18 protein-coding genes are annotated in these 24,695 nt (G+C 46.8%); all 18 read left to right on the top strand.

Annotation, left to right across the window (positions count from 1 at the left end):
- Nucleotides 1-31 precede the first annotated feature (31 nt).
- The 18 genes from KNO96_RS03310 (at nt 32) to KNO96_RS14325 (ending at nt 24,396) form a co-directional block, all read left to right on the top strand.
- Entirely contained in the window at nt 32-1,732 is a 1,701-nt protein-coding gene (locus KNO96_RS03310; RefSeq protein WP_026826216.1) for a proline--tRNA ligase, read from the top strand.
- 70 nt (nt 1,733-1,802) lie between these two features.
- Nucleotides 1,803-6,098: a PolC-type DNA polymerase III gene (locus KNO96_RS03305; RefSeq protein WP_214702234.1), complete on the top strand. Its 4,296-nt coding sequence runs from the start codon at nt 1,803-1,805 to the stop codon at nt 6,096-6,098.
- 119 nt (nt 6,099-6,217) lie between these two features.
- A complete protein-coding gene (gene rimP / locus KNO96_RS03300; protein ID WP_026826214.1) occupies nt 6,218-6,688 on the top strand; it encodes a ribosome maturation factor RimP in 471 nt (156 codons plus the stop codon).
- Between the two features lie 14 nt (nt 6,689-6,702).
- Nucleotides 6,703-7,866 carry a transcription termination factor NusA gene (nusA, locus tag KNO96_RS03295; RefSeq protein WP_026826213.1) on the top strand — a complete coding sequence of 388 codons (1,164 nt, stop codon included), beginning with the start codon at nt 6,703-6,705 and terminating at the stop codon, nt 7,864-7,866.
- Nucleotides 7,863-8,138 (top strand): RNase P modulator RnpM, encoded by a 276-nt coding sequence (gene rnpM, locus KNO96_RS03290; protein WP_200868282.1) that lies wholly within the window; start codon nt 7,863-7,865, stop codon nt 8,136-8,138. Before nusA ends, rnpM begins: the two co-directional genes overlap by 4 nt.
- Entirely contained in the window at nt 8,135-8,431 is a 297-nt protein-coding gene (locus KNO96_RS03285) for a YlxQ family RNA-binding protein (RefSeq protein ID WP_026826211.1), read from the top strand. The genes rnpM and KNO96_RS03285 overlap by 4 nt, the downstream gene beginning before the upstream one ends.
- Before the next feature lie 21 nt (nt 8,432-8,452).
- Complete coding sequence (infB, locus tag KNO96_RS03280; RefSeq protein ID WP_026826210.1) at nt 8,453-10,648, top strand: translation initiation factor IF-2; 2,196 nt, start codon at nt 8,453-8,455, stop codon at nt 10,646-10,648.
- Nucleotides 10,649-10,666: 18 nt separating this feature from the next.
- On the top strand, nt 10,667-11,014 hold the full coding sequence (gene rbfA / locus KNO96_RS03275) for a 30S ribosome-binding factor RbfA (protein WP_026826209.1): 348 nt from the start codon (nt 10,667-10,669) through the stop codon (nt 11,012-11,014).
- A gap of 42 nt (nt 11,015-11,056) precedes the next feature.
- Nucleotides 11,057-11,971 carry a tRNA pseudouridine(55) synthase TruB gene (gene truB, locus KNO96_RS03270; RefSeq protein WP_251125009.1) on the top strand — a complete coding sequence of 305 codons (915 nt, stop codon included), beginning with the start codon at nt 11,057-11,059 and terminating at the stop codon, nt 11,969-11,971.
- Between the two features lie 17 nt (nt 11,972-11,988).
- Nucleotides 11,989-12,915, top strand: a complete 927-nt coding sequence (locus KNO96_RS03265; RefSeq protein WP_214702230.1) for a bifunctional riboflavin kinase/FAD synthetase — start codon at nt 11,989-11,991, stop codon at nt 12,913-12,915.
- Nucleotides 12,916-13,039: 124 nt separating this feature from the next.
- Entirely contained in the window at nt 13,040-13,309 is a 270-nt protein-coding gene (rpsO, locus tag KNO96_RS03260; RefSeq protein WP_026826206.1) for a 30S ribosomal protein S15, read from the top strand.
- A gap of 129 nt (nt 13,310-13,438) precedes the next feature.
- Nucleotides 13,439-15,655: a polyribonucleotide nucleotidyltransferase gene (gene pnp, locus KNO96_RS03255; protein WP_026826205.1), complete on the top strand. Its 2,217-nt coding sequence runs from the start codon at nt 13,439-13,441 to the stop codon at nt 15,653-15,655.
- Nucleotides 15,656-15,706: 51 nt separating this feature from the next.
- On the top strand, nt 15,707-16,924 hold the full coding sequence (locus tag KNO96_RS03250; RefSeq protein ID WP_214702228.1) for a M16 family metallopeptidase: 1,218 nt from the start codon (nt 15,707-15,709) through the stop codon (nt 16,922-16,924).
- Nucleotides 16,925-16,975: 51 nt separating this feature from the next.
- The gene (locus KNO96_RS03245) at nt 16,976-18,469 is read left to right on the top strand and encodes a UDP-N-acetylmuramoyl-L-alanyl-D-glutamate--2,6-diaminopimelate ligase (RefSeq protein WP_235181849.1); all 1,494 of its coding nucleotides are present in this window, start codon (nt 16,976-16,978) and stop codon (nt 18,467-18,469) included.
- Between the two features lie 3 nt (nt 18,470-18,472).
- Entirely contained in the window at nt 18,473-19,726 is a 1,254-nt protein-coding gene (locus KNO96_RS03240; protein ID WP_026826202.1) for a lipid II:glycine glycyltransferase FemX, read from the top strand.
- The gene (locus tag KNO96_RS03235) at nt 19,723-20,376 is read left to right on the top strand and encodes a M15 family metallopeptidase (protein ID WP_214702227.1); all 654 of its coding nucleotides are present in this window, start codon (nt 19,723-19,725) and stop codon (nt 20,374-20,376) included. Before KNO96_RS03240 ends, KNO96_RS03235 begins: the two co-directional genes overlap by 4 nt.
- 95 nt (nt 20,377-20,471) lie before the next feature.
- Nucleotides 20,472-22,139 carry a ribonuclease J gene (locus tag KNO96_RS03230; RefSeq protein WP_026826200.1) on the top strand — a complete coding sequence of 556 codons (1,668 nt, stop codon included), beginning with the start codon at nt 20,472-20,474 and terminating at the stop codon, nt 22,137-22,139.
- A 61-nt stretch (nt 22,140-22,200) separates the two neighbouring features.
- A complete protein-coding gene (locus KNO96_RS14325) occupies nt 22,201-24,396 on the top strand; it encodes a DNA translocase FtsK (protein WP_214702226.1) in 2,196 nt (731 codons plus the stop codon).
- Nucleotides 24,397-24,695: the final 299 nt, after the last annotated feature.

Genomic DNA, 24,695 nt, shown 5'->3' with positions numbered 1-24,695 from the left:
TTTTTTGTAGAGAAGGGAAACGTTGAACTGTATGAAACAATCTAGATTGCTCATGCCTACATTAAGAGAAGTACCGGCTGACGCGGAAGCGGTCAGCCATCAACTTCTCGTCCGTGGAGGTTTCATTCGCCAAAATGCGGCTGGAATCTATTCTTATCTTCCACTCGGACATCGCGTGTTACACAACATTCAAACGATTATTCGTGAAGAGATGAACCGGGCAGGTGCACAAGAACTATTGATGCCTGCCATTCAACCAGCAGAACTTTGGGAGGAGACGGGACGCTGGGACATTTATGGCCCTGAATTGATGCGATTGACAGACCGTCATGACCGTCGCTTCGCACTCGGCGCGACACATGAAGAATTGATTACGTCCATCGTTCGCGATGAACTCAATTCTTATAAGAAACTTCCGATGAACCTATACCAAATTCAAACAAAATATCGTGATGAGCGTCGGCCACGCTTCGGTTTGCTTCGCGGACGCGAGTTCTTGATGAAAGACGCGTATTCATTCCACGCGACACAAGAAGGTTTAAATGAAGAATATACAAATATGTATAACGCGTATTCACGAATCTTCGACCGCACTGGCCTCAAATACCGTCCAGTCGTTGCGGACTCTGGGGCAATCGGTGGGAAAGACACGCATGAATTTCAAGCACTTGCAGCTATCGGTGAAGATACAATCGTCTATACAGACACGTCGAACTATGCGGCGAACATTGAGATGGCAGAAACGTTAGACCGCTATGAGATGCAACAGGCGGAAGTTCGTCCGCTTGAGAAGGTGGATACTGAAGAAAATCGTACGATTGAAGACGTGGCAAAATTCTTGAATATCGATTCGAAGACGACAATCAAGTCCGTCTTGTTCAATGTCGACGGAGAGACAGTCATGGCGATCGTTCGTGGAGACCACGAAGCGAACGAAGTCAAAGTGAAGAACGCACTCGGTGGACTCGACATTCAACTTGAAGAAGAAGCAAAAATCGTTGAGTTGTTCAACTGTGCGCCAGGTACACTCGGACCGATTAACGCTCCGGTCAAAGTGGTCGCTGATTATGCGGTTAAATATTTAGTAAATGCTGTATGTGGAGCGAACGAAGCGAATACGCACTTCACAGGCGTGAATGCAGAGCGTGATCTCTCAGAGTTGACGTATCACGATTTACGTTTTGTGGTCGAGGGCGACTTAGCGCCTGACGAGTCAGGTCCGGTTCGTTTTGCACGCGGAATTGAAGTGGGCCAAGTATTTAAACTCGGAACACGATATTCAGAAGCGATGGGTGCGACATTCCTCAATGAAGAGGGTCGTGCCGAACCACTCATCATGGGTTGTTACGGCATCGGGGTGTCACGCACACTTTCAGCTATCGTGGAACAACATCATGATGACCGTGGAATCGTTTGGCCACGTAACGTTGCACCGTTTGATCTTCATTTAATTGCAATCAACGCGAAAGACGAGACGCAACTTGAACTTGCAAACCGTCTACATGATGAACTTGGTCAAACGTATGATGTTTTGTTTGATGATCGCAAAGAGCGAGCTGGCGTCAAGTTTGCGGATGCGGACTTGATTGGACTTCCAATTCGTGTAAACGTCGGTAAAAAGGCGGCCGAAGGCATCGTCGAAGTGAAAGTACGTGCGACTGGTGAAGTGGTTGAAACATCAATCGATGAGTTGGAACAAGTCATCGCTACAAAGTTTAGCGAGGCTCATTAATGGATGAAGGTGACAGCGGAAGCGGTCACCTTCATTTGTCGAATTGGCATGAAGGGGGAAAGATGAACCCGTGGAAGCGAATCAAAAAATGCAATTATTGTTAGGTGACCTTGGGATTACAACAGAGTCAAACGACTTGTTCGACGAGGCAGAACTCTCACGACTCGTCGTCAATAAAAAACGACGTACGTGGACTTTTTATTTTTCATTTCCAGCAGTTTTACCGTACGAGGTGCACCAGTTGTTTATGAGTCGATTAGAAAACCGGTATGCGACGTTCGCGGACGAAGTGTACGCCCGATTCTCAACGACAAAAGGTGGGAGCGAGCAAGACTATATCGATTATTGGCCTAGAATCGTCAGTGAATTGAGTCAAGTGTCTGGTGCGATGCGCGGTTATTTCGGTTCTGTATCTCCTCGTTTTGAGCAGAATAAACTATTGATTCCCGTGCGTTCCGCACCTGAAGCCAGTTACGTGGACAAAGAACTCTGCCAAGAAATCCAAGCGCTTTATAGTGCCTATGGGTTCACGAAAAAACCGTGTCAGGCCCATTTCTCAGAAGATGCCGAGGCAAGTCAGGCCCTTCGCGAACAGGTCGTTCAAGAAGATATCGAACAAGCGAAAATGGCGCTTGCTGCCCAATTCGCCAAAGCGACGGAAATAAACGACGAACCGATTACGGAAATTCGGATGGGTGCGCTCATCAAAGATGAGATTGTACCAATCAAGACGATTATCGAAGAAGAACGACGTGTCGCGATTCGTGGTCTCGTCTTCTCTGCGGAGCGGAAAGAGCTGAAGAGTGGCAAGAAATTGTTCACTTTCAAAATGACCGACTACACCGATTCGTTGATTGTGAAAGTATTTGCGCGCGATGACGATGATGACCGGATGCTCAGTGCTGTCAAAAAAGGGATGTGGATTCAAACGGCTGGTCGGGTCGAAGATGACTCCTTCATGCGTGAATTGTGTATGATGGCATCGCAACTCCAGGAAGTGAAAGTCGAACCGCCGCGTGATGAGTGGGAAGGCGAGAAACGTGTAGAACTTCATGCGCATACACAAATGAGTCAAATGGATGCTGTCACAAATGTGTCTGCTCTTGTCGCGCGTGCAGCGCAATGGGGTCATCGAGCAATCGCGATCACGGATCATGCTGGTGTCCAGGCGTTCCCAGAAGCGTATTATGCTGGAAAAAAGAATGATATCAAAGTGTTATACGGGGTCGAGGCGAATGTCGTCAACGATGGTGTCCCTGTCGCTTATCATGCGACCGATGTAGCGTTAGACGATGCGACTTACGTCGTATTCGACGTCGAGACGACAGGTCTTTCTGCTGTCTATAACAAAATCATCGAACTCGCTGGTGTCAAAATCAAAGATGGAGAGATTATCGACCGGTTTGAGGCGTTCGCTGACCCGAAACATCCCTTATCAGCGACAACAATTGAGTTGACTGGAATCACCGATGATATGGTTCAAGGACAGCCTGACCCGGAAGTCATCACAAAGCAGTTCGTCGACTGGTCTAGAGATAGTATTCTCGTTGCCCACAATGCTTCATTCGATATGGGTTTCCTTGAGGCGACACTTCGAAGTGGTGGTCATGAGCCGGACGACTATCCGGTCATCGATACACTTGAACTAGCCCGTACGTTGATGCCGACATTAAAAAACCATCGGCTGAACACTCTCGCGAAACGATTCGATATCGAATTGACTCAGCATCACCGTGCCATCTATGACGCGGAGGCGACGGCATATTTATTGCTGAAGTTACTAGACCATGCCAAACAGATGTTCGAAATGACGACGCATCGTTCATTAAATGCGAAAGTCGGGAGTGACGTGTCAAAAATCCGTCCATTCCATGCGACCATCTATGCGAAGAATAAAAAACCTGGACTCCGTCATCTATATGAACTCATTTCGTTATCCCATATTGATTATTTACATCGGATGGCACGGATGCCGCGGTCAGAACTTGTGAAACGCCGAGAAGGGTTACTGATTGGCTCAGCTTGTGACAACGGTGAGATCTTTGATGCCGCCTTGAACAAATCAGACGATGAACTCGAGAAGATGATGTCGTTTTATGACTTTATCGAAATTCATCCGCCGGCGCTCTATCATCACTTGATTGATAAAGAAATCGTTGCAAACGAATTGGAGCTCCGTGAGATTATCAAACGAATCATCCGTGTCGCTGATAAGGCTGGATTACCGGTTTGTGCGACAGGGAATGTGCATTATTTGGATCGCCAAGACCGATCGTATCGGGAAATTTTAATTCGTACCCAAGGTGGGGCAAACTTCATTAACACACGAAAAGAATTACCGCACGCCCACTTCCGGACGACAAAAGAAATGATGGAAGAGTTCAAATTTTTGGGAGATGAGTTGGCGCATGAGATTATCATCACAAACCCGAACGTGATTGCCGACCAAATCGAATCAATTCAGATTATCCCGGATGATCTGTACACGCCAAAAATTGAAGGGGCGGACGATGAGGTTCGAAACATGAGTTATGACATGGCTCGATCGATTTATGGTGACGAGCTACCGGAAATCGTTGAGGCACGTCTCGAGAAAGAATTGAAGTCGATTATCGGACACGGATTTGCAGTCATTTATTTGATTTCACATAAACTCGTTAAAAAATCGTTGGATGATGGATATTTGGTCGGTTCACGTGGGTCGGTCGGATCAAGTCTCGTCGCCACGATGACGGAAATCACCGAAGTCAACCCGTTACCGCCACACTATGTCTGTCCTAACTGTCAACATTCTCACTTCTTCAATGACGGTTCTGTCGGTTCAGGATACGATTTACCGGACAAAGAATGTCCGGAATGTGGGACATGGTATAAAAAAGATGGGCACGACATCCCGTTCGAGACGTTCCTTGGTTTCAAAGGGGACAAAGTACCGGATATTGACTTGAATTTCTCAGGTGAGTATCAGCCGCATGCCCACGCCTATACGAAAGTATTGTTCGGAGAAGAATATGTATATCGTGCAGGAACGATTGGAACGATTGCGGATAAGACGGCTTATGGGTATGTAAAAGGATATGCGACTGAGAACGATAAAATCTACCGTAACGCCGAAGTCGATCGTCTTGTGTCCGGTGTCACCGGTGTGAAACGGACGACGGGTCAGCACCCGGGGGGGATTATCGTCGTACCTGATTATATGGACATCGCCGAAATTTCACCGATTCAATATCCGGCCGATGATAAGTCGTCCGAATGGAAGACGACCCACTTCGACTTCCACTCGATTCACGACAACTTGCTCAAATTAGATATTCTCGGGCACGATGACCCGACCGCCATCCGGATGTTGCAAGATTTGTCCGGCATCGATCCGAAGACAATCCCGACAGATGACCCGACCGTCATGAAAATTTTCTCGTCCCCGGACGTGCTCGGTGTTACACCGGAGCAAATCGAATCGAAAACGGGAACACTCGGGATTCCAGAGTTCGGGACGAAGTTCGTGCGCCAAATGCTCGAAGAGACGAAACCGTCAACGTTCTCAGAACTCGTTCAAATCTCGGGACTGTCCCACGGAACCGACGTTTGGATAGGTAATGCAAACGAGCTAATCTACAACGGCACGTGCGAACTGAAAGACGTGATTGGATGTCGTGACGACATCATGGTTTACTTGATTTATGCGGGTCTTGAACCATCATTCGCATTTAAAATCATGGAGTCTGTCCGTAAAGGGAAAGGACTCACGGACGAGATGGAGTCCGAGATGCGGGCGAATGATGTGCCGGAATGGTATATCTCGTCTTGTAAGAAAATCAAGTACATGTTCCCTAAAGCGCACGCGACGGCGTACGTGTTGATGGCGGTCCGAATCGCCTACTTCAAAGTGCATCACCCGATCCTTTACTATGCGACATATTTTACCGTTCGAGCAGGAGACTTTGACTTGTCCGCCATGATCAAAGGTCCCCAAGCTGTAAAGAAAGCGATGTCGGATATTCGTGAAAAAGGGTTTGATGCGACCGCGAAAGATAAAGGACTTCATACCGTCCTCGAACTCGCGTTAGAGATGCTAGAGCGAGGAATGAAATTTCAAAACATCGACTTGTACCGATCGAGTGCAACCGAGTTTTTGATTGAAGACAATACGCTGATTCCACCGTTTAATGCAGTCGACGGACTTGGCACGAATGCTGCGAAAGCGATTGTCGAGGTGAGGGAAGAAGGGCAGTTCCTGTCAAAAGAAGATTTACGGAAACGAGCGAAACTGTCAAAAACGGTCATTGAGACACTCGATACGATGAAATGTCTCGAAGGCTTGCCTGATGAGAACCAACTCTCATTCTTTGATTTTGGGGTGTAAGTTGCGAATTATCGGGAAAATATGATATATTAGTATCGAACAAAGTTGGATACTACGACGGAAAGGAGTAGGGAACCCTACTCCTTTCTTGTATGTAAAAGCCAGAAGGAGGGATGAGAGTGTCCAAAATAACAGAAGTCGTTGAATCGATTGCGTCGCCAATCGTCGAACGAGAAAACATGGAATTGGTCGATGTGGAATTCGTAAAAGAGGGTCCTGACTGGTTCTTGCGTGTCTATATCGATAAACCAGGGGGCGTCGATTTAGACGATTGCGTCAATATCAATGAACAACTCTCGGAAAAACTGAACGAATCCGATCCGATTGAACAGGCTTATTATCTTGATGTCTCGAGTCCTGGTGCGGAGCGTCCGCTGAAAAAGCCGAGCGATTTTGAACGTGCGGTAGGCAAAAACGTCTACATGAAAACGTTCGCTCCGATCGATGGTGCTAAAGAGTTTGAAGGAATTTTGACGGCATATGATGGGGAAACGGTCGTGATCGAGACGCGCATCAAGACAAGAAAAAAAGCGGTATCGCTACCGGTAGACAAAATTGCACAAGCCCGCTTAGCGGTCACGTTTAGTTAAGGAGAGGGAAGAAGATGGGTCCACAATTACTCACTACAATCGATCAGATTGCCAAAGAAAAAGGAATCGACAAAAATATTATTATCGAAGCACTCGAACAAGCGCTCATTTCTGCATATCGTCGCAACGTGGCGAATCCGAATGAGCACGTGAAAGTCGAGTTCGACCAGGTGACGGGAGATATCCGTGTCTACGCACTACTAGAAGTCGTAGAGCGACTCACACAACCAGATCAACAGCTCTCACTCGAAGAGGCACACGAAATCGATCCGAACTATGAGCTTGGTGATTTTCATAAAGAAGAAGTCACACCAAGTGATTTCGGACGTGTCGCAGCGATGACGGCAAAACAAGTGGTTACACAAAAAATGCGTGAAGCCGAACGCGAACGCATCTACAACCACTTCGCGGACAAAGAAGACGAAATCATGACTGGAATCGTGGAACGTTTTGACCCGCGCAACTTGTATATCGGTTTAGAAAACAACATTGAAGCGGTCCTTACACCGAATGAACAGATGCCAAATGAGTCATACCAGATTCATGACCGAATTAAAGTATACGTTACAAAAGTTGATTCGACGACAAAAGGATCTGGTGCAGCGATTCAAGTATCACGTACGCATCCTGGACTTTTGCGCCGTCTATTTGAACTTGAAGTGCCTGAGATTTCAAACGGGACAGTCGACGTCATGTCTGTATCGCGTGAAGCAGGTGACCGTTCGAAAATCGCTGTTCATTCGGATATCGTCGATCCGGTCGGGGCGTGTGTTGGACCGAAAGGACAGCGTGTCCAAACGATTGTCGATGAGTTGAACGGTGAGAAAATTGATATCGTTCGCTGGTCTGAAGACCCAAAAGAGTTTGTCCGTAATGCACTTAGCCCGGCTCAAGTCGTTGCCGTATATGTCAATGAACCGGCGAAATCAACAACGGTCGTCGTACCAGATTATCAATTGTCTCTCGCAATCGGGAAACGTGGGCAGAACGCACGCCTTGCTGCGAAATTGACAGGATGGAAAATCGACATTAAGAGTGAAACGGATGCGGAAGCACTCGACTTGTTCGATACGTTCGCTGAAAAAGTTGAATCCGAATCAGAAATTGTTCAAAATGAAGTTGAACAAGACTTATCAAATGCTACAGTTGAAACGACTGCGGTGAAAGAAGAGGAATGACCATGAAGCAAAAGAAACTTCCTTTGCGTAAGTGTGTGGTCACACAAGAAATGCTCCCGAAAAAAGAATTGATTCGTGTCGTTCGAACGCCTGAAGGTGACGTAGTCATCGATCAGACGGGCAAAGTGAACGGTCGTGGGGCTTACTTATCAAAAGATATCGATGTTGTTCGTCAAGCAGAGAAAAAACGGACGCTCGACCATCACTTGAAAGTAAAGACGAACGATGACTTGTATGAACAGTTGAAAACTGTCGCAGGTGACGAATCATGAGTCAGTGGGAATCATTGTTAGGCCTTGCTGCTCGAGCGAGGAAAGTAACGATGGGAGAAGAGTTTGTATTGAAGGATGTCCGAGCGGGCCGTGCCAAGCTCGTCATTCTAGCCGGAGATGCAGGGGCCTCGACGAAAAAACGAGTCTCTGACAAGTGTGCGTCTTATCAAGTGCCATTGATTGAAGTGAGCGATCGCTACACAATCGGCGCTGCACTTGGTAAAGATATGCGTGTCGTCGTATCGGTCACGGAATCCGGATTTGCGAACAAGCTTAAGCAACTTCTCTCTTAACTATTAATGGAGGTGGATGCTTTGGGAAAACGCGTCTATGAATTTGCAAAAGAACAGAATGTAACGAGTAAACAAGTCATTACTCAATTAGAAAAATTGAACAAATCGGTGAAAAATCACATGGCCGTCCTCGATGAGGAAACGGTAAAACAGTTAGACCGAGTGTTCAATCCTGAGAAATATCGTGCCGAGAAACAAGCTGAATCAAAACCGGCTTCAACTTCGAACGAACCGAAGCAAGAGAAAAAAGAAGCTCCAAAAGCACGTCCGCAAGCGGGGCAACAAAACCGTGGCGGTCAAAACAATCGCGGTGGTCAAAACCGTTACAACGACCCACGCAATAAAAAACGTGGAAAAGGGAAAGGCAAAGGCAAGCCAGTAAAAGCTGCCATCCCACAAGAAGCCGATCCAAACTCGAAGACGAGCCAACGGAAAGCGGCTCGACTCGCGCAAGAGGCCGAGATGGGTAACGTCATCAAATATGAAGATGTACTCAGCGTTTCAGATCTTGCAGAAAAAATGAACAAAAAGCCGAACGAAATCATCATGAAATTGATGGGGCTTGGTGTGATGGCTACGATTAACCAAACGCTCGATGACGAGACAATTGAGTTACTCGCAACCGAGTTCGGTTATGAAGTCGAAAAAGAAGTTGTCGTAGATGAGACAGACTTTGAAACAGTTGAGGTTGACTTCTCGCAATATGATCTTGAAGAGCGCCCGGCTGTCGTTACAATCATGGGTCACGTTGACCACGGGAAAACAACGCTTCTTGACTCGATTCGCAACACGAAAGTCGTAGCAGGAGAAGCTGGTGGAATCACGCAACATATCGGGGCGTATCAGGTTTCTGTTAACGATAAGAAAATCACATTCCTTGATACACCAGGTCACGCGGCGTTCACAACGATGCGTGCCCGCGGTGCGGAAGTGACAGATATCGCCATCATCGTCGTAGCTGCTGACGATGGCGTCATGCCACAGACAGAAGAAGCAATCTCACACGCGAAAGCGGCGAACGTTCCAATCATCGTTGCGGTGAACAAAATGGATAAAGAAGGCGCAAACCCTGACCGTGTCAAACAAGAATTGACAGAGTTCGGTCTCATTCCTGAAGAGTGGGGTGGCGAAACAATCTTCGTTCCAATTTCTGCGATTAAAGGCGAAGGAATTGACGAGTTGCTCGAGATGATTCTCCTCGTATCTGAAGTTGAAGAGTACAAGTCAACACCTGAAATGCCAGCTCGTGGTTCAGTCATCGAAGCAAAACTCGATAAAGGACGCGGACCGGTCGCTACACTGCTCGTTCAACACGGTACACTTCGCATCGGAGATCCAATCGTCGTCGGTAGCACGTTCGGTCGAGTACGGGCAATGGTCAACGATATTGGCCGCCGTGTGAAACAAGTCGGTCCATCAACGCCGATTGAAATCACAGGTTTGAACGATGTTCCACAAGCCGGTGACCAGTTCATCGTCTTTGAAGATGAGAAAAAAGCACGTGCAATCGGAGAGAAACGTTACCAACGTTACCTCGAGTCACAGCGCCGTGAATCAGCGAAAGTAAGTCTTGATGACTTGTTCAGCCGCATTCAAGAAGGTGAAGTGAAAGATTTGAACGTGATCATCAAAGCGGACGTTCAAGGTTCAGCAGAAGCATTGGCTGGGTCACTCCGCAAAATTGATGTAGAAGGCGTCAAAGTCAATATCGTCCACCAAGGTGTCGGTGCAATCACAGAAGGTGACGTGATCCTCGCATCAGCGGCAAACGCCGTGATTATCGGATTCAACGTTCGTCCTGACGGAAACGCCCGTTCAATGGCTGAACAAGAAAATGTTGAAATGCGTCTTCACCGCATCATTTACAACGCGATCGAAGAAATTGAGAGCGCGATGAAAGGTATGCTTGATCCAGAATTCGTCGAAGAAATCACTGGTCAAGTTGAAGTCCGTGATGTCTTCAAAGTATCGAAAGTCGGTACGATTGCAGGTTGTTATGTGACAGAAGGTAAAATCACACGTGACGCAGGTGTCCGTGTCATTCGTAACGGAATCGTCGTGTACGAAGGTAAACTCGATACACTTCGCCGCTACAAAGATGACGTGAAAGAAGTTGCGACAGGGTATGAGTGTGGGATTAAAGTAGAGAAGTTTGATGACATCAAAGTAGAGGATGTCATCGAAGCGTTCGTCATGAAAGAAATCGAACGTAAATAATGTGAGGAGGGATCACGTATGAATATTCGTGCCCAACGTGTCGCCGAGCAAATGCGTAAAGAAATTACAGACGTCTTGTTACGGGAAGTCAGTGACCCGCGCACTAAAAACGCTACAATCACGAGTGTTGACGTGACGGGGGACTTACAGCAAGCAACGGTCTATTATACGGTGCTCGGTGATGAGGAAGATGTGAAAGCAGAAACGCAAGCAGGTCTCGACAAAGCGAAAGGATTTATCCGTCGCGAAATCGGGAACCGCATCCGTCTTCGGAAAACACCAGAAATCTCGTTTGAATACGACTCATCAGTCGCATATGGTACGCATATCGATTCATTGATTCGTGATTTGAACAAAGATCAATAAGTAGAAGGGGAGACGTCGTTCTCCCTTTTTTTATATGGAGGGATGAAATTGGAACCGAACGGAGTGCTCGTACTCGATAAGGATCGTGGCATGACAAGTCATGACTGCGTATTTAAATTACGAAAATTGTTTCATACGAAAAAAGTGGGTCATACGGGTACGCTTGACCCGGAAGTGACGGGCGTATTACCCATCTGTTTAGGACGAGCGACAAAACTCTCCCGCTTTTTGACGGATGAAGGAAAACGTTATGTGGCCGAAGTGACGATTGGGACCGCGACGATGACTGAGGACGCTCATGGTGAGGTCGTTGAACAGAAGGTGATTGCAGAAAACGAATTGGATGAAGACCAAATCGATGAAGTGATGAGTCGACTGATCGGGATCATTGAACAGGTTCCACCGTACTACTCGGCGGTCAAAGTGAATGGGAAGAAACTGTATGAGTACGCGCGAAAAGGACAAACGGTCGAACGTCCCCGTCGCATGGTCGAGATACATCGTTTGGAACGCACAAGTGCGTTGACGTTTGAAGACGGTGTGTGCCGATTCCGAATGGAAATCGATTGTGGGAAAGGGACGTATATTCGAACGCTCGCTGTACAAATCGGGGAGAAGCTCGGTTACCCTGCCCACATGAGTGAACTTCGTCGCACGAGCTCTGGGTCGTTCGAGGAAAGTGGTGCGGTATCGCTCGATGCCTTACAAGCACTCGACACAGTCGATGAGCGAATGGCGCATGTCGTGCCGCTTGAGGACGTGATCAAGCGTTGGCCGGCCATTACAATTCCAAAGAATAGAGAACGTTATATTCGGAACGGTGGGAAACTGAACGGCATTTCGCTCGAATTTGATTTATTTACTGTCTATAATGAAGAAGGAATCCCTCTTGCTTTATATCGAAGACAAGATGGAACGACAGACGCTACAGTCGAGGTCATGCTGGCCATCGACTAAGGGGGAATTTTGACAGTATGGAAACAAGACATCTCACTTATCCAGATACACCAGACGCGTATCCATCCGTCATGGTACTCGGCTTTTTTGATGGTGTCCATAAAGGGCATCAAGCTGTGATTTCACATGCCAAACGTGTGGCAGCTGAACATAACCTTCCGGTGACGGTCGTCACGTTCGACCCACATCCGAAGCAAGTGCTCTCAAATAAACCGGATGCAGTGCGCTATATCACGCCGTTATCCCGAAAATTGAAACGCATTGAAGCGCTCGGGGTGGAACGTTGTCTCGTCTTAACGTTTACAAAAGAATTGGCTGGACTTTCTCCGCAACAGTTTGTTGATGATTATTTAATCGGCGCGGGGGCTGTACATGTGACGGCAGGATTTGACTATTCGTATGGCAAATTCGGAGAAGGGACGATGGAGACGCTGCCTTATCATGCGCGTGATCAATTCACAACGTCTGTCGTCACAGAACAGACGAGGCATGGAGAAAAAGTGTCTTCAACCCGAATCCGTAAGTTATTGGCAGAGGGGCAAGTCGATGAGGCCCACGAACTACTCGGTGCTCCCTATGTCATCTGTGGTGAAGTTATACATGGAGATGCTAGAGGACGTACAATTGGATTTCCAACAGCGAACGTCTTGATGGATGCTTCTTATGTCATGCCACGTCTAGGTGTTTATGCGACACGAGTCAAGCTTCAAGATGGTCGGACGTTCTATGCTATGACAAATGTTGGACGTCGCCCGACGTTTTACGAGACGGGAGCGGTCTCCGTCGAAAGTCATCTGTTTGATTTTTCAGAGGATTTATATGGGCAAGTCATTGAAATCGAATGGATTCAATTTATCCGTAACGAACGCGCATTTGATGGCTTGGATGCATTGGTCGCACAGCTCAAACAAGATGAGGTGTCGGCCCGTTCAATCCTATCTTGACTTTCAGGAGCGTGTACGCTATCCTTGTCAAGTACGCAAAGTACACCGTTTCGCTTGGCTGGACGATTCACCAACGCCGGCTCGGCAACGCGGCAATTTTTTATTAAATGGAGGTGGAGAGGCAATGGCACTCTCAAAAGAACGTAAAAACGAAATTATCGCGGATTTCGCGACAAAACAAGGTGACACTGGTTCACCGGAAGTACAAGTGGCAGTGTTGACTGAACAAATCAACACATTGAACGACCACCTTCGTACACACAAGAAAGACCACCACTCACGTCGCGGTCTCTTGAAAATGGTTGGACGTCGTCGTAACTTGCTTACGTACCTTCGTAACAAGGACGTTACGCGCTACCGTGAATTGATTCAACGCCTCGGTCTCCGTCGTTAATCGATTGAGACTGTTCAACGGGCTGGGACAACGTCCTAGTCCGTTTCTTCTTTTTTAAAGGAAAATGATTAGACATTCGTAGGAATGAGTTACATAATAAACTAGATAAGGTTTGAGAGGAGAATGTACATGTTAGGTACGAAACAAGTATTCTCTACAGAATGGGGCGGACGCCCATTGTCTGTAGAGGTCGGTCAACTTGCGAAGCAAGCAAACGGCTCAGCACTCGTTCGCTATGGTGACACGGTCGTCCTTGCGACAGTAACAGCTTCAAAAGCACCAAAAGATTTAGACTTTTTCCCATTGACGGTCAACTATGAGGAGAAACTTTACTCGGTCGGTAAAATTCCAGGTGGATTCCTCCGCCGTGAAGGTCGTCCAGGTGAAAACGCGATTTTGACATCGCGTCTCATCGATCGTCCAATTCGTCCACTCTTCCCAGATGGATTCCGTCATGATATTCAAGTCATGATTTATGTCATGTCGAACGACCCGGATTGTTCAGCTGAAATGGCGGGAATGCTCGGTACGTCGATCGCACTCTCGATTTCAGACATCCCGTTCGATGGCCCGATTGCTGGAGCGACGGTCGGACGTGTTGACGGTGAGTTCGTCGTTAACCCGACGACAGCTCAGCTCGAACAGACGGACCTCGAACTCCAAGTCGCCGGAACGGCAGATGCGATCAACATGGTTGAAGCAGGCGCGAACGAAGTACCGGAAGACGTCATGCTCGAGTCAATTCTGTTCGGTCATGAAGAAATCAAGAAACTAGTTGCGTTCCAATCAGAGATCGTAGAGGCTGTTGGGAAACCGAAGTTCGAATACACGGTATCGAAATTTGATGACGCCTTAACAGAAGAACTCGAGGCGGCTCGTCCAGAAATCAACGCCGCGGTCCAAGTCGAAGAAAAACATGCACGTGACGAAGCAATCAATGAAGTGATCGCTAAATACGTAGCTGCCTATGAAGAGACGCTCGCCGATGAACCAGCCAAGTTGAAAGAAGTGTCTGGCATTTTGAACAAATTCGTTAAAGACGAAGTCCGCCGTTTGATCACGGTCGACAAAGTTCGTCCGGACGGTCGTCGCCCGGAAGTCATCCGCCCGCTCGCATCAGAAACTGGCTTATTGCCACGTGCACATGGTGTTGGTCTCTTCACACGCGGTCAAACGCAAGTCATGTCGGTGGCAACGCTTGGCGTGATTGGTGACGCACAAATCATCGACGGAATCGGTTTGGAAGAGAATAAGCGCTTTATGCACCACTATAACTTCCCGCCGTTCTCAGTCGGAGAAGCACGTCCGGTCCGCGCACCAGGTCGTCGTGAAATTGGTCACGGGGCACTCGGTGAACGAGCACTTCTGCCGATTATTCCGAAAGAAGCAGACTTCCCGTACACGATTCGTCTCGTTTCGGAAGTACTCGAATCAAATGGCTCGAGTTCACAGGCGTCAATCTGTGGATCGACGCTCGCTTTGATGGATGCAGGTGTGCCAATCAAAGCGCCGGTCGCTGGAATCGCCATGGGTCTCATCATGGAAGGTGAACACTACACGGTCTTGACAGATATTCAAGGACTTGAAGATCACCTCGGCGATATGGACTTCAAAGTTGCTGGAACAAAAGACGGAATCACGGCTCTTCAAATGGATATTAAGATTGCGGGAATCACGCGCGAAATCTTAGAGGAAGCTCTTGAGCAGGCACGTGCTGGTCGTCTACACATTCTTGATCATATGCTTGAAACGTTAGAGGCACCACGTACGCAACTATCGAAATATGCACCGAAGATTGTGACGATGACAATCAATCCGGATAAAATCCGCGACGTCATTGGACCGGGTGGTAAAATGATCAACAGCATCATCGATCAAACTGGTGTCAAAATTGACATTGAACAAGATGGTACAGTATTCATCGCCTCGACCGACCAGGAAGGGATCGATCTTGCCATGTCATTGATTGGGGATATCGTTCGCGAAGTCGTCGTTGGGGAAGTATTCGACGCAACGGTTCGCCGCATCGAGAAGTTCGGCGCATTCGTCGAGCTCTTCAAAGGAAAAGATGCACTCGTACACGTTTCAGAGTTCAGCCTTGAGCGTGTTGCGAACGTCGAGGATGTGGTGAAACTCGGTGATACGATTCAAGTCAAAGTCACAGAAATCGATGATAAAGGTCGTGTCAACGCATCACATAAAGCGCTCATCTTAGAAGGATTGTCTCCTGAAGAGCGTGAGGCTTACGAAGCGAAACGGAAGGCTGCACGTGAAAGCCGTCCACCTCGCGAAGGCCGTCCGCCACGTCGTGACGGGGACCGTCGTCCACCGCGCTCGACAAATTAATTATTCTGGCCATCGTCTTGGTGCGATGGCCTTTTTCATAGGAGTGAGAACATGGAATGGATGACACTAGAGAACGGTGTACGCATCATCATCGAACCAATCGAGGGTTCGCACAGCACTTCAACCGGTGTGTTTATTAAAGCTGGCACACGCACGGAATCGTTTGAAAATATCGGCATCAGCCATTTGATTGAGCATATGTTGTTCAAAGGAACGAAAACGAAAAACGCAAAAGAGATTGCTTCTTTTTTCGATGAACTTGGTGGAAGTGTCAACGCCTTCACCTCGAAAGACCATACGTGTTTCTATGTGAAGACGCTCGATGAACATGCGGTCATGGCGCTTGATGTGTTGACGGATATGTTGTTCGAGTCGGTGCTTGACGAAAACGAACTCGAAAAAGAAAAACGTGTCGTCGTGGAAGAAATTAAAATGTACGAAGACACGCCAGAAGATCTCGTGCACGAATTACTGGCTATCGCGGCATATCGGGATGACCTACTCGCCCAACCAATTCTTGGAACGGAGGAGAGTGTCAATCGATTGACACGAGACCAACTCGTTGACTATTTGCAAGAACGCTATACAGCAGAAGAAATTGTCGTCTCGATTGCAGGGAATATATCCAATGAGTTGATTGATGCCGTGAAGGGTAGGTTTGCCAACATCCCTTCTAGGGAATCTTCGAAACAACTCAATCAACCGGAGCTATTCCATGATACCGTGACAAAACAGAAGGAAACAGAACAGGCGCACCTATGTTGGAACTATGGAGCAATTTCAGCGACGGATGAACGGTTACCACACTTGGCACTGATGAATAACGCAATCGGCGCGACGATGTCCTCGAGACTGTTTCAGTCGATTCGTGAAGAGGAAGGCTTGGCCTATTCAATCTACTCTTACTACACGACATTCGCTGATCATGGCACCTTTACCATCTATGTCGGAACATCATCCGATACGTTAAAGCAAGTCGAAGTCATTCTCGAAAGAGAGTTAACCCGACTCGTCGAAGAAGGATTGACGGATGAAGAGGTGGATAAAGGCAAGCGGCAATTGAAAGGTTCTCTCGTGCTTGGAAACGAAAGCTCGAGCGCACGTATGAATCGCAATGGACGAAACTTGCTCTTACTTGACGAAGTTGAACCGATTGAACACGTGATTCAAAAAGTGGAACGCATCGAAGTCGAAGAGGTCAATGCATTGATTCGTGAAGTGCTTCAACAGCAACCAGCGAAATCATATGTCCTCCCAAACGAAGGGTGACTTGAAACCGAATTGTAAGTTCTCTACACTGATTAAGAGGTATTCTTTAGTGTGGATAGGATACAGGTGAAAGAAGGGAAAGACTTGAACTTAACGGATTTAGTGAAGACGATACAACTAATTAATCAACCAAATCTTGAAGGCATCATAGTGACGCATGTGACGACCGATTCGCGAGAAGTGGTTCCGGGAACGTTGTTTGTCGCCATCAAAGGTTATACGGTCGATGGCCATGAATACGCGGCGCAAGCGGTGAAACGAGGAGCGGTAGCGGTTGTCAGTGAACGCCCACTCGAGCTAACGGTTCCAAACTTAATTGTACGTGATAGCTCACGTTCAGTCGGACTACTGGCTTCAGCTTTTTATCAGTATCCCTCTGAACAGATGCGACTGTTCGGGATTACGGGAACTAATGGGAAAACAACGACGACGACGATCTTACGTGATGTTCTTGACGTCCTTGGGCACTCGACCGGATTGATTGGAACTGTCGAAGTACGTATTAATGACAACATTGTTCCAAGTAAAAATACAACGCCTCAAAGTTCAGAGCTTCAACAGTTGCTTGCACAAATGCGTGACGAAGGCGTGACTGATGTCATGATGGAAGTATCATCACACGGCCTTGAGCTCGGTCGTGTCATCGGAACGGATTTTGACATCGTAGGATTCACAAATTTGACGCATGACCACTTGGATTTTCATGGTACGTTCGAAAACTATGCGCGTGCGAAAGGATTGCTTTTCGCACAACTCGGTCAAATGGCTTCACGGGGAAAAGTAGCCGTCTTGAACGCAGACGATGCCCAAAGTGCGCTCTACGAAACGATGACCGGTGCTAAAGTATTGACATATGGAATCGATACGCTAGCGGACTTGATGGCATCGGACATTGAACAGACACTCTCTCAGACGAGTTTTGTGTTGAACTACCAAGGCATACGTCTCCCGGTGACCGTACAGTTTATCGGTCGGTTCAACGTATACAATCTGTTGCTTGCGACAGGTTGTCTTCTCGCTGCCGGATATTCGCTTGAGAGAATCGCTGAAGCACTTGAAACGATTCATCCTGCCAAAGGACGAATGCAACGCCTAGACGTCCCGGGTTATAATGTATACGCAGACTATGCGCATACACCAGATGGAATCGAACAGTGTTTGAAGTCCCTTGTTGGCGTACCAAAAGAGAAGATTGTCTTTTTAATTGGGACCGGTGGAAACCGTGATGTCACGAAACGCCCGGCGATGGGTGAGATGGCATCGACCTACGCTGGAACCGTCATCATCACGACAGATGATCCACGCTTCGAAGCTTACGAATCCATCACGAACGGCATCGCGGCTGGAATGACTCATGACAGTTATGTCGAGATTGGTGATCGTGAAGAGGCAGTTCGTTATGCGGCAAGTTTAGCCAAAGCGGATAATATCATCGTATTAGCAGGAAAAGGGCATGAAAAGTATCAGATTATCGGAAATGAAAAGTTGCCGCTCGATGAAGAGGCGATTGTCCGAGCAACCATTTTGAATACGGAGGAATCGTGATTTATGGCAGTACAATCAATTACGTTGACAGAAAAAGAACATGACGACTTCGTCAAAACGCATGACCGTGGTGATTTATTGCAACTGTCGAGTTGGGGAGATGTGAAGCGCCAAAATGGATGGACATCAGAGCGCATCGCTGTAGCGCGTGATGGAGCGACGACCGGTGCCGCACTGCTTTTATTTAAACGTGTTCCAAAATTACCATTTACTTTATGTTATGCACCTCGTGGTTTTGTCGTGGACTATGACGACTTGGCATCTCTTCAAGCACTTGTGAATGAAGCAAAACGTGTTGCGACGGCACATAAAGCCATCGTGATTAAAATTGACCCAAATATTGATCGTGACGAGATGCCTGGTCTATTGACGGAAATGGATGCGATTGGATTTAAACATAAAGGCTATGGTGGCGGATTTGACTACGCACAGCCCCGTTTCACGATGGAAACAGATTTACGTCCAAGCGAGAAAGATATTTTTGCGAAATTCCATCACAAGTTCAGATATAATGTTCGGTTAGCTGAAAAGAAAGGCATTGTCTGTACAGAAGTCGATCGTGATGGACTCAAGACGTTCGCTAATCTGATGAAAGTGACAGGAGAGCGTGATGGTTTCGCCACTCGAGGTCTCGATTATTTTGAAAACCTATATGATTGTCTACAACCGAATGATGCCCGTCTATTTTTAACCAAACTTGAGCCGAAAATTGCGCTTGAACAGCAACAAGCAACACTCGAAAAAGCGAAAAAAGAGTTGAGTAAAATCGAACGGGGGTTAGAGAAGGAGACGCTCGAAAAGAAACGAACGAGCCTTCTTAACCGCAAAGAGCAGACAGAAGCGCAAATTCAAAAAGCCGAACAAGCGTTACCTGAGCTCGTTGAACTAGACCAGACATATCCGAATGGAATCGTCTTGTCGGGTGGGTTATTGACACTTGCAGGACGTCGCTCGTATTACTTATACGGTGCCTCATCCAATGAATTCCGTGAATTCATGCCAAACCACTTGATGCAGTGGACAATGATGAAGGCAGCTAAGGAGAGCGGTGCAGAGCGATATGACTTCGGTGGAGTATCGGGAAGTACTGACCCAAATGATGAATATGCAGGTCTATATGCCTTCAAGTCTGGATGGGGAAGTGACATGATTGAGAAGGTCGGGGAATTTGATCTCGTCTTAAATCGTCCTTTCTATATGGCACTCGAAAAAGGTTTGCCAATCCTTAAAGGATTACGTAAACGGTTAAGAAGATGAGATGGACAGGTGTGTTATCACTTGCGATGGTCGCCTTCTTGATTGGAATTACGCTAGCTTATTTTTATATGCAACCTGAACCGGTACCATGGGTGGACGAACCTACGTTTGAGGCGGATATGTGTGTGCGGAACAAAGAGGCGGAGGACGCCGTGTTAGCGAGGACAAAGATTGAATTTGATCGTTTACATCCACAAGTCGTGAATCGAGGAGTCTCGTTCATACGATTAGCGCAATCTTGTCTAGACCTTGAAGTACGACTCACATCAGGATATCGCTCGGCGAAGGAACAAAATACTTTGTATGCACAAGGTCGGTCTGAACCAGGACAAGTTGTGACGAATGCCAAAGCGGGTCAAAGTTATCATAACTATGGACTTGCGATTGATTTCGTCATTATCCATAACAACAAGGCGGACTATGATTTGAACACTGACCGCAATCGAAATGATGTACCAGATTGGCAAGAACTCGGGGAATTAGGGAAGGCGCTTGGCTTCGAATGGGGCGGTGACTGGAACTCATTTCCGGACTATCCTCACCTCCAAATGGACTTTGGCTTGTCAATCCGACAACTTATCGCAGGGAAACGACCTGACAAAGAAGCGGTTGTACCGATTGCCGATGCACTAAAGCCTCTATTAGATTGAACGGAAATGTTGGCAATGAAGCCGTTTTCCGCTACAATATTCAGTAGCGATAAGGGGACGAAACAGAATATGAATCAATTAGGAGGTTTTTGTTAGTGTCTAAAAAGAAGACAGAGAATATTAGCGTCTTTGCGCTTGGAGGCGTAGGCGAAATCGGGAAGAACATGTACGTCGTGGAGCTAGACGACGACATCTTCGTCATCGATGCCGGACTCATGTTTCCAGGCGATGAGATGCTTGGGATTGACATTGTCATCCCAGACATCACCTATTTAAAAGAAAACAAAGATCGCGTACGAGCAATTTTCATCACACACGGTCACGAAGACCATATCGGTGGACTCAGCTACGTGCTACGCGATTTGAAGCACGTTCCGGTATACGGAACGAAATTAACTCTTGGGTTGATTGAATTGAAATTAAAAGAGGCTGGTTTGTTAAAAGAAGTCGACCTTCGCATGATTGACGCCAAAACGAAATTGACTATCGCTGATCATTTCATCACATTCTTCCGCGTCAATCACTCGATTCCCGACTGTGTCGGTGTTTGTATTCAAACATCTCAAGGTGCAATCGTCCATACCGGAGATTTTAAGTTTGATTATACACCGGTCGACGGTAAGCAATCCGACTTTAACAAGTTAGCGGCGATTGGACAACGTGGGGTTCTCGCTCTACTTTCAGATTCGACAAATGCAGAGCGACCGGGACAAACTGGTTCTGAATCGCTCGTCGGTGCTGAATTGAACGACGTCATCTATCAAGCCGAAGGCCGTGTCATCGTGGCATCGTTCGCATCGAACGTCCATCGCTTGCAACAAGTATTCGCGGCAGCGGAAGCAAATGACCGTAAAGTGGCGGTTGTAGGTCGTAGTATGGTCAATATCGTCGAAGTTGCTCAAAAATTAAACTACCTTCGTTTCAAGGCGAAGACACTCGTCGAATTGTCGCAAGTGAATCGACTGCCGGATAATAAAGTCGTCATTTTAACAACGGGATCTCAAGGAGAGCCAATGGCAGCATTGACTCGTATGGCACGTAATGCGCACAAACAAGTCAACATTCGTTTGAACGATACGGTTGTCATTGCCGCTACTCCGATTCCTGGGAATGAGAAGTCAGTTTCGAAGACGATTGATTTATTATTCCGCTCTGGTGCGAACGTCATTTATAACCAACGTAAAGTTCACGTATCAGGGCACGGTTCGGCAGAAGAGTTGAAGTTGATGCTCAACCTCGTCAAACCGAAATACTTCTTACCGATTCACGGTGAATATCGTATGCAAATGGCGCACTCAAAACTTGCTGAACAAGTAGGCGTAAAATCAAACAATATCTTCATCGTTGAAAAAGGTGATGTCGTTGAGTTTACAGGTCGAAAAGCCCGGATGAGCCGAAAAGTTCCTGCTGGTAATGTCTTGATTGACGGAATCGGCGTCGGCGATGTCGGAAACATCGTTCTTCGTGATCGTCGATTATTGTCACAAGATGGAGTTGTCCTTTGTGTCGTCACATTGAATCGAAAACAGAAGAAATTGATTTCAGGACCTGAACTCATCTCACGTGGATTCGTGTATATGCGAGAGTCGGAAGAGATGATTTCAGAGGCAAACCGTATTGTCACGAAACAGATTGAAAAGAGTCTGCAAGCTGGCAGTGACTGGACCGAATTGAAATCAAATATCCGCGAGCGACTAAGCGTCTTCTTGTTTGAACAGACGAAACGTCGTCCGATGATCTTGCCGATCATCATGGAGATTTAATGGAATGTGAGTGAGGCAAAAGTCATCCGACTTTTGCCTTCTTTTTTTAGGAGGGACTATAGTGGCACAAAAAACAAGAAAGACTCCCGTGAAGCGTAAACGACCTGCGCCACGAAATACGAGAAAACGAAAAAAACAACCGATTGCGCCACGTACATACGGATGGGGAATTTTTGTTCTTTCCATCGTTGCATTCGTATTTGCCTTCTTTAATTTAGGCTGGATTGGTCAACAGTTGTCCGAGCTGTCCGAATATATTTTTGGTGGTTGGGGTGCGCTTACTTATTTGATGGTAGCCGTCATCTTATGGGTCGTGCTCAATTCAATGAGACTGATGGAACGAGCAGGTTTACTCAATATGACCGCCTCACTCTTGTTGTTCGGTGACTTATTGTGGGGAGAAGAGCGTGGTAGAGTCAATGGTGCTTTATATGATTTAAATCAATATTTGTTTTCTGATTTTGGTCTCGTCTTTTTAGGCGTCGTGTTCTTCGTTGTCGGAGTATCTCTGTATGTGCCGACAGTTTGGGGGAAGCTGTACCATCGAATGAGTGAATCCGTTGCAGCTGTGAAGAAAGAATGGCAAGCACGACCAAAAACCGAGAAGAAGCAAGCCTCGAATCGAACACGTACTGCACAACAAAATCAAAAGGTGTTACATACGGAAAGAGAGGCAGCATCTGAATCAGAGTCAGACACCGTCACGATGAATGACATCCCGATTGTAGGATTTAGCGAGAAAGTTGTGGCAGAAAAGAAAGATGCTGAAACGGAAACACCCCAATCTACGGAAACTGATGCATCCAGCACGACAGAAGAGATGATGATGACTGCAGCTCAAGATGTCTCAGATACTTATGAACTCCCTCCTTTTTCAAACTTAAAGGAGCCGGTAATCACTGATTTATCGGGAGAAAATGCGCGCTTGAAAGAGAATGCGGCAAAACTCGTGAAAACACTAAAGTCATTTGGTGTCGGAGTCAAAGTGTTAAAGATTCATCTCGGACCAACCGTTACGAAATATGAGTTACAACCAGATATTGGTGTGAAAGTAAGTCGAATCACCTCGTTAAGTGATGATTTAGCACTTGCACTTGCTGCTAAAGATATCCGAATTGAGGCACCGATCCCAGGGAAGGCGGCCATCGGTATTGAAGTACCGAACCAGGAAGTCGCTCCGGTGTGCTTACGAGAAGTGCTTGAAGCAGATCCAGTCAAACAAGACGATTCAAAATTGCTCGTCGCTCTTGGTCGTAGTATCAGTGGGGAGACCGTCGGAATCTCACTTAACAAAATGCCGCATTTGCTCGTCGCGGGATCAACAGGTTCAGGAAAATCAGTTTGTATCAACGGCATGATCGTATCCTTGTTGATGCGTTCTCGACCTGATGAGGTCCGGCTCATGATGATTGACCCGAAAATGGTCGAATTGAATGTATATAACGGTGTTCCTCACTTATTGACTCCGGTTGTCACAGACCCGAAGAAAGCCGCTCAGGCACTAAAACAGGTAGTTGCCGAGATGGAACGACGTTATGAACTATTCAGTCGATACGGGGTACGCAACATTGAAGGGTATAATGAACTCGTCAATCAATCAGACGATGAAGATGCGAAACGTCTACCGTTCATCGTCGTTATCGTCGATGAACTAGCAGACCTGATGATGGTCGCATCAAATGATGTCGAAGATGCGATTATGCGACTTGCGCAAATGGCTAGGGCTGCAGGTATTCATATGGTTCTCGCTACTCAGCGCCCATCGGTTGACGTAATCACCGGGGTCATCAAGGCGAATATCCCATCACGGATTGCATTTGCGGTCTCTTCTCAAACCGATTCGCGAACTATTCTTGACGGAGGGGGAGCAGAGAAATTGCTCGGACGTGGGGATATGCTGATGCTTGCGAACGGTATGAACAAACCTGTCCGTATTCAGGGAGCGTTCGTCTCCGACCAAGAAGTCGAGATGGTCGTCAATCATGTCATCGCACAGCAACGAGCGCAGTATGTGGAAGCGATGATGCCGAAAGAGGAAGAAGTGACGACAATCGACTCGGATGATTCATTGTTCGGAGAAGTCGTTCAATTCATTGTCACTCAGGAAACGGCATCGACATCGATGATTCAGCGAAGATTTCGAATCGGGTATAATCGGGCTGCCCGATTGATCGATTCGCTTGAAGAAGCCGGTTACGTGGGGCCGTCAGAAGGTTCGAAACCTCGAAAAGTGTTCATTCAAGAACGAGAAGAATAATAAAAACGAACGATTATATATACTAATATATAATCGTTCGTTTTTTAATGGTATACATAGAATGCGGAAATATTAGCGATAATTAAAGAAGTTCGTTATAATAGAAATGTAATATAGCACATATGACCTATATTATTTAATAATGCATACTTTAAAAAAACCTTGAAACGCTTACATATTTTAATAACGTTTTCATTTTACAAAGTTTTTTCAAACATGAAAGAAAAGAGTAAAATGGACTCAGTGGTACGGTTCAACACGATTAAAAAAAATATTTCCCTGATTCCGAACAAAAACTA

Origin of the sequence: Exiguobacterium sp. s89, assembly GCF_018617735.1 — a bacterium.
In the GTDB taxonomy this organism is placed as follows: domain Bacteria; phylum Bacillota; class Bacilli; order Exiguobacteriales; family Exiguobacteriaceae; genus Exiguobacterium; species Exiguobacterium marinum.
Note: the sequence above shows the minus strand (reverse complement) of the source record. Positions and strands in the feature narration are given on the sequence as shown.